Origin of the sequence: Mesorhizobium sp. PUT5, from assembly GCF_052216645.1 — a bacterium.
Classification (GTDB): domain Bacteria; phylum Pseudomonadota; class Alphaproteobacteria; order Rhizobiales; family Rhizobiaceae; genus Mesorhizobium.
The window spans coordinates 2,633,432-2,648,421 of the sequence record NZ_JBQOSO010000003.1 but is presented as its reverse complement, the minus strand read 5'-3'; the positions used below and the strand labels follow the sequence as shown (position 1 = coordinate 2,648,421).

At 64.9% G+C, this 14,990-nt stretch carries 19 protein-coding genes; 12 read left to right on the top strand and 7 right to left on the bottom strand.

All coding sequences use genetic code 11. The annotated features are described in order from the left end of the window. Positions 1–160: 160 nt before the first annotated feature. On the top strand, positions 161–1,420 hold the full coding sequence (gene ilvA / locus ACTDI4_RS14455) for a threonine ammonia-lyase IlvA (protein ID WP_442843358.1): 1,260 nt from the start codon (positions 161–163) through the stop codon (positions 1,418–1,420). After that, on the top strand, positions 1,417–1,992 hold the full coding sequence (locus ACTDI4_RS14450; protein WP_442841807.1) for a DUF1697 domain-containing protein: 576 nt from the start codon (positions 1,417–1,419) through the stop codon (positions 1,990–1,992). Before ilvA ends, ACTDI4_RS14450 begins: the two co-directional genes overlap by 4 nt. 3 nt (positions 1,993–1,995) lie before the next feature. On the opposite strand, the gene gloA is transcribed toward ACTDI4_RS14450, so the two are convergent. Continuing rightward, on the bottom strand, positions 1,996–2,436 hold the full coding sequence (gene gloA / locus ACTDI4_RS14445; RefSeq protein WP_442841806.1) for a lactoylglutathione lyase: 441 nt from the start codon (positions 2,434–2,436) through the stop codon (positions 1,996–1,998). Between the two features lie 216 nt (positions 2,437–2,652). Between gloA and ACTDI4_RS14440 the strand changes: the two genes are divergently transcribed. The 3 genes from ACTDI4_RS14440 (at position 2,653) to ACTDI4_RS14430 (ending at position 4,614) form a co-directional block, all read left to right on the top strand. Further along, complete coding sequence (locus ACTDI4_RS14440) at positions 2,653–3,249, top strand: cold-shock protein (protein WP_442841805.1); 597 nt, start codon at positions 2,653–2,655, stop codon at positions 3,247–3,249. 61 nt (positions 3,250–3,310) lie between these two features. Further along, positions 3,311–3,826: a DUF192 domain-containing protein gene (locus ACTDI4_RS14435; protein ID WP_442841804.1), complete on the top strand. Its 516-nt coding sequence runs from the start codon at positions 3,311–3,313 to the stop codon at positions 3,824–3,826. Positions 3,827–3,846: 20 nt separating this feature from the next. Further along, positions 3,847–4,614 (top strand): alpha/beta fold hydrolase, encoded by a 768-nt coding sequence (locus tag ACTDI4_RS14430; RefSeq protein WP_442841803.1) that lies wholly within the window; start codon positions 3,847–3,849, stop codon positions 4,612–4,614. A gap of 30 nt (positions 4,615–4,644) precedes the next feature. Here ACTDI4_RS14430 and ACTDI4_RS14425 read toward each other — a convergent pair whose 3' ends face one another. Together ACTDI4_RS14425 and ACTDI4_RS14420 are read right to left on the bottom strand one after the other, a co-directional pair. After that, positions 4,645–5,253 carry an HD domain-containing protein gene (locus tag ACTDI4_RS14425; RefSeq protein WP_442841802.1) on the bottom strand — a complete coding sequence of 203 codons (609 nt, stop codon included), beginning with the start codon at positions 5,251–5,253 and terminating at the stop codon, positions 4,645–4,647. Next, positions 5,250–6,029, bottom strand: coding sequence for an enoyl-CoA hydratase-related protein (locus tag ACTDI4_RS14420; protein ID WP_442841801.1), 780 nt, complete (start codon positions 6,027–6,029; stop codon positions 5,250–5,252). Before ACTDI4_RS14420 ends, ACTDI4_RS14425 begins: the two co-directional genes overlap by 4 nt. Before the next feature lie 123 nt (positions 6,030–6,152). On the opposite strand from ACTDI4_RS14420, the gene cysE reads away from it, so the two are divergent. Further along, positions 6,153–7,001 carry a serine O-acetyltransferase gene (cysE, locus tag ACTDI4_RS14415; RefSeq protein WP_442841800.1) on the top strand — a complete coding sequence of 283 codons (849 nt, stop codon included), beginning with the start codon at positions 6,153–6,155 and terminating at the stop codon, positions 6,999–7,001. Positions 7,002–7,141: 140 nt separating this feature from the next. Further along, positions 7,142–7,345 carry a DUF3126 family protein gene (locus ACTDI4_RS14410; RefSeq protein WP_442841799.1) on the top strand — a complete coding sequence of 68 codons (204 nt, stop codon included), beginning with the start codon at positions 7,142–7,144 and terminating at the stop codon, positions 7,343–7,345. A 23-nt stretch (positions 7,346–7,368) separates the two neighbouring features. Here the strand turns inward: ACTDI4_RS14410 and ACTDI4_RS14405 are convergent, their stop codons facing one another. Continuing rightward, complete coding sequence (locus tag ACTDI4_RS14405; RefSeq protein WP_442841798.1) at positions 7,369–8,109, bottom strand: hypothetical protein; 741 nt, start codon at positions 8,107–8,109, stop codon at positions 7,369–7,371. A 172-nt stretch (positions 8,110–8,281) separates the two neighbouring features. On the opposite strand from ACTDI4_RS14405, the gene ACTDI4_RS14400 reads away from it, so the two are divergent. Continuing rightward, the gene (locus ACTDI4_RS14400) at positions 8,282–8,809 is read left to right on the top strand and encodes a gamma carbonic anhydrase family protein (RefSeq protein ID WP_442841797.1); all 528 of its coding nucleotides are present in this window, start codon (positions 8,282–8,284) and stop codon (positions 8,807–8,809) included. A 141-nt stretch (positions 8,810–8,950) separates the two neighbouring features. Here the strand turns inward: ACTDI4_RS14400 and ACTDI4_RS14395 are convergent, their stop codons facing one another. The 3 genes from ACTDI4_RS14395 to ACTDI4_RS14385 all read right to left on the bottom strand — a co-directional run bounded on the left by ACTDI4_RS14395 (position 8,951) and on the right by ACTDI4_RS14385 (position 11,158). Further along, positions 8,951–9,556 carry a transglutaminase-like cysteine peptidase gene (locus ACTDI4_RS14395; RefSeq protein WP_442841796.1) on the bottom strand — a complete coding sequence of 202 codons (606 nt, stop codon included), beginning with the start codon at positions 9,554–9,556 and terminating at the stop codon, positions 8,951–8,953. 245 nt (positions 9,557–9,801) lie between these two features. Next, entirely contained in the window at positions 9,802–10,419 is a 618-nt protein-coding gene (locus ACTDI4_RS14390; protein WP_442841795.1) for a PilZ domain-containing protein, read from the bottom strand. A gap of 100 nt (positions 10,420–10,519) precedes the next feature. Beyond that, positions 10,520–11,158 carry a PAS domain-containing protein gene (locus tag ACTDI4_RS14385; protein ID WP_442841794.1) on the bottom strand — a complete coding sequence of 213 codons (639 nt, stop codon included), beginning with the start codon at positions 11,156–11,158 and terminating at the stop codon, positions 10,520–10,522. 381 nt (positions 11,159–11,539) lie between these two features. On the opposite strand from ACTDI4_RS14385, the gene ACTDI4_RS14380 reads away from it, so the two are divergent. The 4 genes from ACTDI4_RS14380 (at position 11,540) to ACTDI4_RS14365 (ending at position 14,972) form a co-directional block, all read left to right on the top strand. Further along, on the top strand, positions 11,540–12,301 hold the full coding sequence (locus tag ACTDI4_RS14380; RefSeq protein ID WP_442841793.1) for a rhomboid family intramembrane serine protease: 762 nt from the start codon (positions 11,540–11,542) through the stop codon (positions 12,299–12,301). Between the two features lie 86 nt (positions 12,302–12,387). Continuing rightward, positions 12,388–12,819, top strand: coding sequence for a CBS domain-containing protein (locus ACTDI4_RS14375; protein WP_442841792.1), 432 nt, complete (start codon positions 12,388–12,390; stop codon positions 12,817–12,819). 163 nt (positions 12,820–12,982) lie between these two features. Further along, positions 12,983–14,482, top strand: coding sequence for an Asp-tRNA(Asn)/Glu-tRNA(Gln) amidotransferase subunit GatB (gene gatB / locus ACTDI4_RS14370; protein ID WP_442841791.1), 1,500 nt, complete (start codon positions 12,983–12,985; stop codon positions 14,480–14,482). A 1-nt stretch (position 14,483) separates the two neighbouring features. Then, positions 14,484–14,972 carry a GNAT family N-acetyltransferase gene (locus tag ACTDI4_RS14365; protein WP_442841790.1) on the top strand — a complete coding sequence of 163 codons (489 nt, stop codon included), beginning with the start codon at positions 14,484–14,486 and terminating at the stop codon, positions 14,970–14,972. The last annotated feature ends 18 nt before the right edge of the window (positions 14,973–14,990 follow it).

Sequence of the window (14,990 nt, the reverse complement as noted above, 5' to 3'; positions counted from 1 at the left end):
CTCTGGGCCGTGCGGGCGAAGACCTTGCCAGCGGCCAAGTGCGGCGGAAGCAAGGCGAATGCCCTCAAAAAGCGGTACGGCGCGAAATGCGGGCCGGGCACTGTTGCACAAAAGCCGAAATGGCGGCAGGAACCGCGGGCATCGTCAACGAAGGATGGCCATCATGAGCTTTGCCGAAAGGGTCTCCGCTGCGGCCGAGGCCGTGCGAGGCCTCTTCCCCGAGACGCCGCCGCTGCAGGAAAACGACTACCTGTCCAGGAAGTTCGGCGCGCATGTGTACCTGAAGCGTGAAGACCTGACGCCGGTGCGCTCCTACAAGATCAGGGGCGCCTTCAACTTTTTCCGCAAGGCGCTTGCCGCAGGCAACAAGGCGGAACTGTTCGTCTGTGCCTCGGCCGGCAACCACGCGCAGGGCTTTGCCTATGTGTGCCGGCATTTCGGCAAGCGCGGCGTAGTGTTCATGCCGGTGACGACGCCGCAGCAGAAGATCGACAAGACCCGCCTGTTCGGCGGCGAGTTCGTCGAGATCCGGCTGGTGGGCGACTTCTTCGACGATTGCTATCGCGCGGCTTTCGATTTCACCGAAGAGTCCGGAGCGCACATGGTGCCGCCCTTCGACCACAAGGACATCATCGAGGGGCAGGCCACCGTCGGCTGGGAGGTCGCCGCGCAGATGCCGGGCGGGCGCATGCCGGACCTGATCGCGCTGCCGATCGGCGGCGGCGGGCTGGCCGCCGGCATAACGCACTATTTCGCCAGCATGCGCCAGGAAACGCGCTTCCTGTTTTGCGAACCGGCAGGGGCGCCGAGCCTGAAGGAGAGCCTTGCCGCCGGCAAGCGGATCAAGCTCGCCAAGGTGGATAATTTCGTCGACGGCGCGGCGGTGGCCGAGATCGGCCGCGAGCCGTTCCGGCACCTGAAGGAATTCTCGGCCGACAGCGTGCGGCTGATCCCGGAGAACCGGCTCTGCGCCACCATGATCGAGATGCTGAATGTCGAGGGGGTGGTGCTGGAACCGGCCGGCGCGCTGGCCATCGATGCGCTGAAGGATTTTTCCCGCAAGGAGATCAGGGGCCGCACCATCGTGGCCGTGGTGTCGGGCGGCAATTTCGACTTCGAACGCCTGCCCGACGTGAAGGAGCGCGCGCTTCGTTTCGAAGGGCTGAAGAAATATTTCGTCATCCGCTTCCCGCAGCGGCCCGGCGCGCTGCGGGACTTTCTGGATATGCTCGGCCCCGACGACGACATCACCCGCTTCGAGTACCTGAAGAAGTCGGCACGCAATTTCGGTTCGGTGCTGATCGGCATCGAGACCAAGGACCGCCGCAACTTCGATCTGCTCAAGGCGAATTTCGACGCAGAGGGCGTGCAGTATCAGGACATCACCGACAACGAGACGCTGGCGGGTTTCATCATATGACGGAAAAGGCCGGAGGGACGTTCGTCGCGCTGTTCTCCGGCATCAATGTCGGTGGCAACCGCATCGTGAAGATGGCGGAACTGCGAGCTTTCTTCGAGGATCTGGGCTTCAGCGACGTCTCCACCTACGTGCAGAGCGGCAACGTGGTGTTTTACGCGGCACAAGGCGATGCGGCCTCATTGCAGCGGGATCTGGAAGCGGCCTTCGAAAGGCGCTGGGGCTTTGCTTCGCGCATCATGGTGTGCGACGGCGCGCGGCTGGAGCGGCTGGTCGCCGAAAACCCCTATCCCGAGGTCGCGGCCGAGCACACCAAGCTGCATACGTATGTGCTGGAGCGCGAGCCGACGTCCGAGGAGATCGCCAGGCTCGCCGAAACATGCACCGGCCCCGAGCGCTTCGAGGTCAGGGGCGAGGTGCTCTACCTGCATGCGCCGGACGGGCTCGGCAGGTCGAAATTCGCCGGGGCGCTGCCGCGGACCCTGAATGTGCCAGGCACGGCGCGTAACTGGCGCACCGTGCTGGCACTGCTGGAGATGGTGCGGAAAGCGTCATCGGCGGCCACGGCCCCCTGAGGGTCACCAGCTTCCGGTATTGGCCATGGAGGCCCAGGGCTCGGCCGGTTCCTTGGCGTCGCCCTTCTGCAGAAGCTCGATCGAAATGCCGTCGGGCGAGCGCACGAAGGCCATGTGGCCGTCGCGCGGCGGGCGATTGATGGCGACACCCGCGTCCATCAGCTTCCGGCAGAGCGCGTAGATGTCGTCCACCTCGTAGGCGAGGTGGCCGAAATTGCGCCCGCCCTGATAATCTTCCGGGTCCCAGTTGTAGGTCAGTTCGACGAGGGGCGCCTTTTCGGAGATGCCGGCCTTCTCGTCCTCGGACGCCGCCAGGAAGACCAGCGTATAGCGGCCTTTCTCGTTGTCCATGCGCCGGACCTCCTTGAGGCCGAGCTTGTTGCAGTAGAAGTCGAGCGAGGCGTCGAGATCGGCGACGCGGACCATGGTGTGGAGGTAGCGCATGTTCTTACTCCGATGGGGACCTTGCGGCGAACATAGGGGCGCTCGCCTGCCGGGGCAACCGGCCAAGCAGGCTCTCGGTCGACGCCAAGCAACGGGCGAGTAAATTCTGAATGATCCGTAAAAAAGCCGCGCGAGGTCTTGCCACCGCCGGAAGCTGCGGTGTTAATCTGATGTCAAGAATCAGTGTGCGGCAATTTCGACGAAAGGGGGCGTCTCATGGGGGAAAAGGCCTCTTTGACAGGCCGTAACGTAACCGTTGGCGGAGCCGTGAAGCAGGACGAAGGCAGCGAGGCTGTCGATCTGATCGAAGTGTCCGGCGCCATAAAATGGTTTGACGTGGCCAAGGGCTACGGCTTCATCCTTCCTGACAGCGGTGTTTCGGGCGACGTTCTCCTCCATGTCACCTGCCTGCGCCGGGACGGCTTCCAGACGGCGCTGGAGGGAGCGCGGGTGGTATGTCTGGTGCGGCAGGGCGAACGCGGCCTGCAGGCGTTCCGCGTGCTTTCCATGGATACGTCCACGGCCGTGCATCCGGCCGAGATGCAGGAACCGCGCACGCATGTCACGGTGACGCCCGAAAGCGGGCTGGAGCGCGCGCTGGTGAAGTGGTTCAACCGTACCAAGGGCTTCGGCTTCCTGACGCGGGGCGACGGCACGGAGGACATCTTCGTCCATATGGAGACCCTGCGGCGCTATGGCATCACCGAGTTGAGACCCGGCCAGGTGGTGCTGGTGCGCTTCGGCCGGGGCGAGAAGGGCCTCATGGCTGCCGAGATTCACCCCGATATGGGAACCCTGCCGGTCTCGCACTGACGGCGTGCCGGCCGACCAGGCCGGGTTTTCTCCGGCAAGCGCGTGCCGGAATGGAATTCACATGGTCCGAAAGATTTCTCCGGCGGCGTTCAGGCTTTGCGTGGTGGCCGCCTTTCTGGCGTTGGCCGCCGGCTTCGCTGCGCGGCAAACCGCATCGGCCGGCGGTGAGGCGATGATATTGCCCACCGATCCTGCGCCGCTGGTGGTGGAAACCGCAAAGGGTGAACACAGCTTCACCATCGAGGTCGCCAGCGAGCCCGCCCAGCGATCGGCCGGGCTTATGTTCCGCCGCGCCATGGCCGACGACCACGGCATGCTGTTCGTGTTCGAGCGGACACAGCCGGTCGGCTTCTGGATGAAGAACACGCCCATGCCGCTCGACCTGATCTTCATCGGAGAGGACGGGCACATCGCGGCCATCGGCCGGGGCGAGCCGCAATCGGAAGCCGTCATCTCCCCGGGGGCGCCGGTGCGCTTCGTGCTGGAACTGAAGGCCGGCACCGCCGCGCGCGAGGGCATCGCCGATGGCGATGCGGTGAAGCATCCGGCGATCGCCGCCGTCTCAGGCGCCGAGTGACCATGGCGCAGGAGACCGGGATGCAGTTCTTCCGCCATGACGGCTTCGAGATCGCCTTTCTCGACCGGCAGCCGGCGTCGGGGCATGGCGATCCGGTGCTGATGATCCACGGCTTTGCTTCCAGCCACTATGTCAACTGGGTGTCGCCGGGTTGGTTCAAGACGCTCAACGACGCCGGCTACCGGGCCATCGCGCTGGACAACCGCGGTCATGGCGCGTCCTCCAAGAGCTACGACGAGGCCGACTACACGCCGGCCAGGATGGCTTCGGATTCGGCCGCGTTGCTGGACCATCTCGGCATCGGGCGCGCCCATGTCATGGGCTATTCGATGGGCGCGCGGCTTGCGGCCTTCCTGGCGCTTTCCAATCCGGACAAGGTGGCCACTCTGGTGCTTGGCGGACTCGGCATCGGCATGGTCGACGGCGTCGGCGACTGGGACCCGATCGCCGACGCGCTGGTGGCGGAGGATCCCGCGGCGATCACCCATGCGCGTGGAAAAATGTTTCGCGCATTTGCCGACCAGACCCGCAGCGACCGTCATGCGCTCGCCGCCTGCATCGCCACCTCGCGCGAATTGCTGAGCGAGGACGACGTGGCGCGCATTTCCCAGCCGACATTGATCGGCGTGGGCACCACGGACGACATCGCCGGCTCGCCCGACGAGCTTGCCGCCCTGATGCCGAACGCCGTGGCTTTCCACATCGAAAGCCGCGACCATATGCTGTCGGTGGGCGACAGGAGCTTCAAGCAGCGCGTGCTGCAATTCTACGCCGACAATCCGCTATAGGCAGACCGGCCGCTATAGGCGACTTGGCCGCTATGGGACTTGGCCGGCGTCCAGCACGGCCAGCGAGCAGGTCATGTTTTCGCGCGCCTGCCGCTCGAAGCGGTTCCTGAACTCCCTGGTGTGGAAGATGTGCGGACGGGCCAGGAAGGTTTTCAGCACCACGGCGCGCCCGGCGCGCCATGCGGGCTCCGCCACCCACCCATATTCGCGCCGCACCGCCTGCTCGTAGGCGTCGAAGGTGGCCGGCGCGGCGCCGAGGATGGACAGGTCCATGTCGAGGAAGAGGGCCGCGTCGCGCCTTGCGGCCGCGTCGGCAAGGCCGGGCACCTCATGCGTGGCGGTGGCCTCGATCATGACGGCGATGCGCGCCAGCCGCTCGCCCGCGATGCGTGGGGCCAGCTTTTCTAGGGCCAGGGCGGCGCTGCGCGCCTCGTTGTCCTTGGCGCGGCTGTCATAGATGGCGTCATGGAACCAGATGGCGGCCTCGACGGCCTCCGGGTCGGACAGGGCAGTGCGGTATTCGCCGGCTAGTGCCAGCAGCGCCTCGATATGCGCAAGGCCATGATAATGCCGGTGCTCCGTCCCGTATAGCGCCGACAACTCGCGCTTCAGGTCCTCGTCCAGGAGCGGAGCGTTCATCGGCCGGAGAACTCCGGCGCACGCCGCGCGGCAAAGGCGGCGCGGCCTTCCGCATAGTCGGCGCTGCGGAAGGTGGCCGCGCCCGCTTCCCGGGCTGCATCCGCATCCGCCGCCTCGCCGCTCAATACGGAACGGATCGCCAATTTCGAGGCATGCACGGACAGCGGTGCATTGGCGGCGATGGCGCTCGCGATCTGCGCCGCCCGAGCGTCCAACTGCCCGTCGGCAACGACTTCCAGCAGGAAGCCCGCGGCCAGCGCCACATCCGCATATATGCGCGCGCCGGTGAAGGCCAGATAGCGTGCCATTTGCGGGCCGGCGGAAAAGACGATGTCCTGCATGGCGTCCTGGGGATAGGCCAGACCGAGCTTCGCGGCCGGCACGCAAAACTGCGCGCCATGGGCCGCCAGGCGGATATCTGCCGCAGCGGCAAGCCCGAAGCCTCCGCCGAAGCAGATACCGCGTATGGCGGCGATCACCGGCACGCGGCAAGTGCGCACCGCCGCAAAGGCGGCAGAATTGGCGACCTCGTATTCGCGCGCATTGTCGGCGTCGCGCAGCGTTGCAAACTCGCCAATGTCGGCGCCGGCGGAGAAATCGGCTCCGGCGCCGCACAGCACGACGACGCGAACATCGGGGTCGGCGGAAAGCGTCCCAAGCTCTGCGGCGAGCCGCCGCCACATCTCCTGCGTGATCGCGTTCTTCTTGTGCGGCCGGTTGAGCCTTATGTGGGCGACGCCGGCGGCAACGGTCACGATCAAGGTTTCAGCTTCCATGGCCTGTCGATTTCCCGGGAACCACGTCCATTTGAATCTGCGCTCAGGAAAATTGAGTTCGCTCGCGCCGCAAATTGACTTATATGAGCAACCGGGGAAGGCAAGCCGGAACCGGAGGCAGTCATGAACAGCATCACCCTCGCGCGTCAAGGCGCGTTGCAGCCCGTGGACCCGATCTGGCGCTCTATTCGCGAGGAGGCCGAGGAAGCGGTCGCGCGCGACCCTCTGCTGGCCGCCTTCGTCTATGCCACCATCCTCAACCAGGAGAGCCTGGAGGACGCGGTCATCCACCGGCTGGCGGAGCGCCTGGCGCACCAGGACCTGGGTGCCGACCTGATCCGCCAGACCTTCGCGGCGATGCTGGCCGACGAACCCGATTGGTCGGCCATCGTGCGCGTGGACATCCAGGCCTATTACGACCGCGATCCGGCCTGCGACCGCTTCATCATGCCGGTACTCTATTTCAAGGGCTTCCACGCCATCCAGACGCACCGGCTGGCGCATTGGCTGTGGAACAAGGGGCGGCAGGATTTCGCGCTCTATCTGCAAAGCCGCTCCTCCTCCATCTTCCAGACCGACATCAACCCGGCCGCGCGGATCGGCAAGGGCATCTTCCTCGACCATGCCACGGGGCTGGTCGTGGGCCAGACGGCGGTGATCGAGGACGACGTGTCGATCCTGCATGGCGTGACGCTCGGCGGCACCGGCAAGGCCGGAGGCGATCGCCACCCGAAGATCCGCCACGGCGTGCTGATCGGCGCGGGCGCCAAGATCCTCGGCAATATCGAGATCGGCCACTGCTCCAAGATCGCGGCAGGCTCCGTGGTGCTTTCGCCCGTCCCGCACAACAAGACCGTGGCGGGTGTGCCGGCGCGTGTCGTCGGCGAGACGGGCTGCGAGCAGCCGTCGCGCCAGATGGACCAACTCCTGCCGGCACCCTCGGCCGAGCATCCCATCAGCTACGACATCTGACCGCCAATTGCCGGTGGGCATCCGATCGAGGATGTCGCCCGGCATCTGTGGTCTTGTCGCGGGCTTGCCTTTACATCGCCGTGTTCACCGTGCCAGAAGCGGTTCCAACGCAAAGCACGGCCGTATCCGGAGTAAGTCTCTTGAAGCCCGACGAAATCAGAAAGCTCGACGCCTATTTCAAGCGCGTCTTCCAGAATCCGCAACTGCAGGTGAAGGCGCGCCCGCGCAAGGAGGATTCGGCCGAGGTCTATGTGGGCGACGAATTCCTCGGCATCGTCTTCAAGGACGAGGATGATGGCGACTACAATTTCTCCATGGCCATACTGGACGTGGACCTGGGCTGATTCGCCCGTCGGGCGGCTGCCTGTCACTGAGGGCCGGCGCCCGTCTGCAGGACGCGGGCGGCTTGTGCGGCCACGGCTGCGTCGAGCGCGTGCCAGTCTGCCAGCAGTTGTTTCGGGAAGCGGTAGGTGAGGCTTAGCCGCTCGCCCACCAGCAGGTCGCGCTCGCAGGGCGCCAGCGACTGCTCGGCGCTGGCGCCGGCAAGGCAGCGGGCCACGAAAGGCGTTGCGCCCGGACGGTCCGCAACGACCAGCGTCTCGTTCAGATAGCCCGACTTTTCCGAAAAATCGTGGATCGTGGTTCCGCCGGGGCCGGGGGGTCCCGGCTGCACGATGAGCGCGCTGTAGATGGGTGCGAAGCGGCCGCTCATGTCGCGCGACATGATCTGATCCTCGAACGACAGGAAGATGATGTTCCTGCCCGAGCCGGTGCGGTTGAAGTCGGTACGGGTGGCCTCGCTGTAGCCGTCCATCTCGGGATAGCGCAGATAGAGGTCGAGGCGCGAGGCGACGCCGTCATGTCGGGCGCGCTCGAAGCGGATCATGTTGGCCGGGACGTGGATGACGTTGTTGCCGATGACGATCTCGCGCGGGCTGGTGTCTTCCGTGTGGCCGCCCATGGCGATCGAATGGCCGAACCACTTGCCGGCAAGGCTGATGCCAGCAGAGAGAAGGGCCATCGCCGTAAAGGCGAAAAACACCTTGCGCATCAATTTCGAGTCGACGACCCGGAAAGCCGTGGCTTCCGCGGCGGCTGGGCTTGCCATCATGCCTCCTGTGGCGACGGTGGCATGGCCGCGATCACGGCCGGTGCCGGAGGCGACTGTGCTGCTTCATGGTAAATGCGAGGTAAAGAAGCCGCCGTCGCCGTTGCATCCCCACGCGCGGGCACCTACAACGGCCGCAGCCGAACGGGAATTGATGTCGCCAGGAGAGAAGATGCCGATTTATGCGATTGACGACAAGTCGCCGCGCTTCGAGGACGCCGACAGCAACTGGATCGCGCCCGATGCCGTGCTGATCGGCAATCTGGAGATCGGCCGCAATGCCGGTTTCTGGTTCGGTGCCGTGCTGCGCGGCGACAACGAGCCGATCGTGATCGGTGCGGACACCAACATGCAGGAGCATGTGGTGGTGCACACCGACCCGGGCTTTCCGGTCACGGTGGGGCAGGGCTGCACCATCGGCCACCGCGCCATGCTGCACGGCTGCACCATCGGCGACAACAGCCTTGTGGGCATGGGCGCCATCGTGCTGAACGGCGCGCGCATCGGCAAGAACTCGCTGGTCGGCGCCGGGGCGCTGGTCACGGAAGGCAAGGAGTTTCCGGATAATTCGCTGATCGTCGGCTCTCCCGCGCGCGCGGTTCGCTCCCTGGACGAGGCGGCGGTCGAGCGCCTGCGCGCCTCGGCGGCGCACTATGTGGCCAACGGCGCCCGCTTCAGGCGCGGCTTGCGGCCGGCCTGAGCGTCTTTTCCGAACCGGCTCCGACCGGCTGCCAAAAAAAGCGGAGCCGGCCCGGGGACGGGGCCGGCTCCTTGACCCGGTCGTTGGGGACGGGGAGGGTGGGGACTCGACCGGGTGTTCCGTTTCGCCCCGGAGCTTGCGCTACCGGACGCTGGCGACCGCGTCGGCGTTGCCGTTGTTGATCGTCACCCAGACCCCGGAATTCGTCTGCGATTGGCGCTTGAGATAGGTGTAGGGCGTGTCGGCCCAAGCCTGGACGCGCGGCTCCAGATTGTCGAGGATGAACTCGCCCATGCTGGTGCGCACGGTGAGCACGGCGTGCCCGTCGCCGTTCGGCTGCCGCACGACCGTGATGAGCAGGTCGCCGGCCGGCATGCCTGCCCGCATGAGTTGCCGGCGCTTTTCCAGCACGTAGTCTTCGCAATCGCCATAACCGCTGTCGGGATAGGCCCAATATTCCTCGACACCATAGATTTCCATGTCGGTGCGTGGCTGCACCTTGGTGTTGATGCTGTTGTTGACCTCGACGATCTGCGCCCACAGATTGCGCGTCATCTCGGTCGGCGCCCGTTTCGGTGTCGTCTGCCGGCATTCCTGCGGCAAACGCTGGCAGAACTCGTAGTGACCGACCGGCTGCGTGGTTCGTCCGCCGATCTGCATGAAGCTGCCTGCGGCCTGTGCGGCGCCCCAACTGCCGAATTGCATCGCGGCGGCCACAATCAGCAGCTTGCCCCAAGTCTTGAACATGTTCTTGTCTCCCCGTTTGAAGAGACAATGACAGGCTCGGCTTTATTTGACGCAAAGGTGCGATGCAGAGATTAAATAAAACCCCGAGTTACTTTTCGCAAATGTTGAACAGAACAAATATAAAATAAGAATAGAATTTGCCTAAAATTGTAACGATCGGCCTGCGAGGCGGGCCGCAGACGGGCGGCGGCCGACCGGCCGTGGGAAACGACCGCGCAGTGCGAATCCCGTGCCGCCAGGCAGGATCAGGGATTGGACTGATTGAACTCGGAATCGAGCGTTTCGGGACGCTGGACCACGGCGAATTCGATGGCGACGCCGTCCTCGAAATGGCGCACGACCTGGCCGCGCATGGTGCCCAGCACCACCTGCACGCCGATGGCCGGCTTGACGTCGATCTCCACGGCGGCGCCCGACAGCGACAGGTCGACGATGCGGCACTGGTATTGGCGCCCGTCGGCCAGTTGCAGCACGCTCAAGGGGTTGCGCGGCGCCACGCGCTCGTGGCGGCGGTCTTCCGGCAGATCCAGTTCGTGCTTGTTGGCCAGCCAGGTGAGCTGCGCGGCCAGCTTGTCCTTCTTGCGCTCCGAGGCGATGACGGTCATGGCGAAGCCGTCCTGCAGGGTGCGCGTCACCACCCCTTCGATGCGGCCGATATGGTCTATATAGGCAATGACCTTCTCGCCCGGCTCGCCGACACGGTCGGTGCGCAACGCCACGTTGCCGGGTGACATGTCGATAACCTGGCACGGGTGCTCCGTCCGGTCCTCCAGCATGAAGCGGCCGTAGATCTTGACCCGTACCCGTTGAAAGCTGCGCCTTTCAACATTGGACGGCGCGTGATCGAACGCCGCTAGCCTCATTGCCTGCACCCCGTTGGCATTTCCGCGCGCATGCTCGGAATTTCTTTCGGAAACTACGGCAGGAAAGGTTAATAAATCGGGAAAGCGGCGCCTTGGCCGTTTACTCGTCGCGTCCGCCCTCGAACACGACAAGATGGCGCACCCGCCGGGCGCGGCCGAATTCGGAAATGGTTTCGGGCGCACCCAGTTCGGCCGGCGCGAGAGAAGGAACCGCGATTTCGGGGCGGGTTTTCAGGAACATGGGCTCGGCGTCCGGATCTATGACGCGGATGGAATCGACGAGCGCGTCGACGATCGGGTCGGCGCCATGCCAGAACGGCCTCTCAACCGCGGAGATCGCGCCGAGGCAGCGCGGATGCTGCGCGCCGCCGTCCAGCGGCAAAGCCAGCAGTTCGAACCTGCTGGACCGCCCGGTGCCGCTGAAACCCTCATAGGCGATCAGCACCACCGACTTCTGCTGGAACACGCCGTGAATCAGCCGGGCGATCAGCCTCTGGTCGCGGACGCGCCAAAGCGAGGGGAAGGAAAAACCCTTCAGCTCGCGGCCGTAGACGGCGCACAGCCGGGTGCCGGCGAGCCGGAAGACGGCCTCGCCACGGGTGTCTTTTTCCAGGATGAAGGTGTCGGCGAGCAGGCTCTTGATATTGGCGGGCTCGACTTCCGTGCGCCGGGGGGCAGGGCGCCCGTGGCGCAGCCGGTTCCAATATTGGAACAGTGCGATCGATCCTTCGAGTTTCATCTATGACCCGCTCCGCGCGTTCCGCCGTCTCTGATGTGCCATCGGTGAACAGAAGGACGCCTTTCGGTGACCTACATGCGGTGCCCAGCAGGTTGCGTGCCAGCCTGGATAGGAATTGTTAACGGGTGGGGGCCATTAAGGTTAACGAAGGGTTTACGTTGCTTTTTGCCTTTCGCCATGGTTGATTGATTTCACTCCAGTTTTCGCTGCGGCGCCACGGCGCTCAGGCCAAAAGTTCTTGGGGGAGCCAGGGGGGCTCGACCGGCCGTCCAGGAGAAATCCTGGACGGCTTTCTTTTGATTCGAGCCGCGATTCGTCATTTGTGAATCGCCTGCGCCTGCCTTACATGCCGAAAATCGGCAAATCGGACCCGGAGCGGACATGAACAGACCGGCAGGCAGCGAACCGGCGAAATCGGAGGCCGGCGACAGGGGTGCGCCCGAGCCCCGTGCGCCTCGCGAACCGGTGTTCAACATGCCGCCGGTCGTGCTGGCGATCATCGCGCTGTGCATCGGGGTGCATCTGCTGCGGGTCTACTGGCTCACGCCGGACGAGGATTTCGCCTTCCTGGTCCGCACGGCGTTCATCCCGGTCCGCTATTCGGGCCATTTCGAAATGGATGTGTGGACCTTCACCAGCCCGTTCACCTATACCTTCCTGCATGGCGGTGTGGCCCATCTGGCCGTCAACATGGTGTGGCTGGCCGCTTTCGGCTCGCCGCTGGCGAACCGCTTCGGGGCGCTGCGGTTCTCGCTGTTCTACCTTGTGACGGGCCTGGCGGCGGCCTTCTTCTTCTGGGCCATCCATCCGCTCCTGCCGGTGCCCCTTATCGGCGCGTCGGGTTCGATCTCGGGGATGATGGGGGCTGCCGCGCGTTTCGGCTTCCAGATCGACCGCAGCAGCGGCCGGCCGGCCTTCGCGGGGGCCCCGCTGCCGTTTTCGCAGGTGTTCCGCTCGCGTGCGGTGGTTGCCTTCCTCGGCGTGTGGATGATCATCAACCTGGTCACCGGCCTGGCCGGCTTCGCGCCGGGGGTGGAGGACCAGATCGCCTGGGAGGCGCATATCGGCGGTTTCCTGGCGGGTTTCCTCGGCCTGCGCCTTTTCGACAGGCCGCGGCGCGGCGCAGCCCTTCCCGGCACTTGAAATGCAACCAAGCTCGGCGCACCATGTTCAAGGAAATGTGAGCGCCGGGGAAGGCAGGCTCCGGCAGGAATGCAGAGGAGGTCGCCATGACGGTCAAGGCAATTCTTGCGGCGAAGGGGCATGACGTCGTCACGCTCGGGCCGAACGAGAAGCTTGCGGAAGCCATCCGCATACTCGCCGAGCGCAAGATCGGCGCGCTGGTCATCACCAACGGCGACCGTAAGATCGTCGGCATCCTCTCGGAGCGCGACGTCGTACGGGTGATCGCCAAGGAGGGCGTGGCTGCGCTCGACATCACCGTTCGCGCCGCCATGACGCCGAAAGTCAAGATCTGCAACGAGAACCACACGGTCAACGAGATCATGGAGATCATGACCACGGGTCGCTTCCGCCATCTGCCGGTGGAAAAGGACGGGCTGCTCGACGGCATCGTCTCCATCGGCGACGTGGTCAAGCGACGTATCGAGACGGCCGAGCGCGAGGCGGAGGAGATCAAGGCCTATATTGCGACGGCGTAGGCCGCCTGGGCGTTGTCGGTGGGCGAATGCGCCCGCAAACCGGCGATGGGGGAGGGCTGCCGATGCAGCCTGGCCCTTGCCTCGCATGGCGCTTTGCACTAGCGAAGTCGCATATCGAGATTGCGTTCGCGCAATCCTCCCAACAGCGATTTCGTAGGCGCTCATGACCATCATCGACACCCGCACGCCCGACCCCAAACGTCTGATTCCCGGCGCCACCGGCGACTGGGAAGTCGTCATCGGCATGGAAGTGCACGCGCAGGTCACCTCCAACGCCAAGCTGTTCTCGGGCGCTTCCACCGCCTTCGGCGCCGCGCCCAACGCCAACGTGTCGCTGGTGGACGCGGCCATGCCCGGCATGCTGCCCGTCATCAACGAGGAATGCGTGAAGCAGGCCGTCCGCACAGGCCTGGGACTGAACGCGCAGATCAACCTGAAGTCGGTCTTCGACCGCAAGAACTACTTTTATCCCGATCTGCCGCAGGGCTACCAGATCTCCCAGTTCAAGCAGCCGATCGTGGGCGAGGGCACCGTCACGGTTTCGGTCGGCCCGGACCGGGAAGGCAAATTCGAGGATATCGACGTCGGCGTCGAGCGCCTGCATCTGGAGCAGGACGCCGGCAAGTCCATGCACGACCAGCACCCGACCATGTCCTATGTCGATCTAAACCGCTCGGGCGTGGCGCTGATGGAGATCGTGTCCAAGCCCGACATGCGGTCTTCCGACGAGGCCAAGGCATATCTGACCAAGCTGCGCACGATCGTGCGCTATCTCGGCACCTGCGACGGCAATATGGACGAAGGCTCCATGCGCGCCGACGTGAACGTATCGGTGCGCAAGCCGGGCGGCGAATTCGGCACGCGCTGCGAGATCAAGAACGTCAACTCGATCCGCTTTGTCGGCCAGGCCATCGAATATGAGGCGCGCCGCCAGATCGCTATCCTGGAGGACGGCGGCTCGATCGATCAGGAAACGCGTCTGTTCGACCCCAACAAGGGCGAGACGCGCTCCATGCGCTCCAAGGAAGAGGCGCACGACTACCGCTATTTCCCCGATCCCGACCTGCTGCCGCTCGAATTCGACCAGGCCTATGTCGACGCGCTGGCGGCCGACCTGCCGGAACTGCCGGACGACAAGAAGAACCGTCTGGTCGACGCACTCGGCCTGTCGGCTTACGACGCGTCGATCCTCGTCTCGGAAAAGGCCATTGCCGACTATTTCGAGAAGGTCGCGGCCGGCCGCGACGGCAAGGCGGCGGCCAACTGGGTGATCAACGATCTTTTGGGTGCCTTGAACAAGGCCGGGCGCGACATCGACGACGCGCCGGTTTCGCCGGAGCAATTGGGCGCGGTCATCGACCTCATCAAGGAAGGCACCATTTCCGGCAAGATCGCCAAGGACCTGTTCGAGATCGTCTGGAACGAGGGCGGCGACCCGCGCGAGGTCGTGGAAAAGCGCGGCATGAAGCAGGTGACCGACACCGGCGCCATCGAGAAGGCGGTTGACGACGTGATCGCCGCCAATCCCGACAAGGTGGAGCAGGCCAGGGCCAAGCCGACGCTTGCCGGCTGGTTCGTTGGGCAGGTGATGAAGGCCACGGGTGGCAAGGCGAACCCGCAGGCCGTCAATGACCTGGTGAAGGCCAAGCTGGGCCTGGAATAGGATGTTCGTGCGCACCGCCGGCGAGCGTGACCTCGAGGCGGTCCGTGCCTTGCTGGTGGAGACATGGCACGCGACCTATGACGGCATCTACGGCCATGATGGCGTTCGCGCCATTTCCGAACGCTGGCACTCGATAGTCTGGCTCAGGCAGTTGCTGCGCCGGCCGCGGTCGGAATTCGTGGTCGCCGATACCGGCGCCGAACTGGTCGGGATGGCCTATGCCGCTATCCCTGAAGGCGATCCGGATGCCGTGGAGGTCGAAGAACTCGACGTGCGGCCGGGCAGGCAGGGCACCGGCGTGGGCAGCCTGCTTCTCGGGGAATTGGAGGCTTCATTCCCGGAGAGCCGGCTCATGCGGCTGGAGGTCGAGGCCCGAAACAGCCGGGCCCTGAATTTCTATCGAGGCAAGGGATTTACGGAGCGTGGCCGGCGCGCCGCCACCCAATGGGTCGATGCGACCATCGTCACGCTGGAGAAGCGGTTTTGCTGATCGTCGCGCCGCTCGTTG